Origin of the sequence: Lacticaseibacillus mingshuiensis, assembly GCF_016861785.1 — a bacterium.
In the GTDB taxonomy this organism is placed as follows: domain Bacteria; phylum Bacillota; class Bacilli; order Lactobacillales; family Lactobacillaceae; genus Lacticaseibacillus; species Lacticaseibacillus mingshuiensis.
The window spans coordinates 1-450 of the sequence record NZ_BOLS01000044.1 but is presented as its reverse complement, the minus strand read 5'-3'; the positions used below and the strand labels follow the sequence as shown (position 1 = coordinate 450).

The window sequence follows — 450 nt, the reverse complement described above, 5'->3', positions numbered from 1 at the left end:
ATATTTAGATCAAGTTAATGACGAAGACGAAACCGTTTATATTGCTCGTTCAAATAGTCGCGCAGTGGCCATCGTTTCACAAGAAAAAATGGATTGGCTAGAACGAGCATTAAAAGCTAAAGAAGGCTCGTTAGAATATGCAATTGCACGTGATCAGTTAATTAAACGCCATGTTTTACCTGACGATGAAATTGTTGAATCAGATGATGATTATTGGGGTCAGTTTAAATAATGAAAAAACTAAGATTTAAACCACGTGCAACCTTTAATGCTGATCTAAAACGGTTAGCCAGTTTAGACAAATCTATTATTGATGAAGTTCGAGCAGCCATTGATCTGTTGCTTGAGCAACAACAATTACCAGCAGAATTTGAAGATCATGAGCTTAATCGGCGAATGAGCGGTTATAATGAATTTCACTTACGAGATACCCCGAAAAACAAAACACCA

2 protein-coding genes are annotated in these 450 nt (G+C 36.7%); both read left to right on the top strand.

Going from position 1 to position 450, the window contains the following annotated elements:
* A partial coding sequence (locus JUE67_RS12530; protein WP_203637189.1) for a type II toxin-antitoxin system Phd/YefM family antitoxin occupies positions 1-232 on the top strand: 232 nt, incomplete at its 5' end.
* The coding region (locus tag JUE67_RS12525) for a type II toxin-antitoxin system YafQ family toxin (RefSeq protein ID WP_203637188.1) at positions 232-450 on the top strand (219 nt) is incomplete at its 3' end. The genes JUE67_RS12530 and JUE67_RS12525, both read left to right, overlap by 1 nt.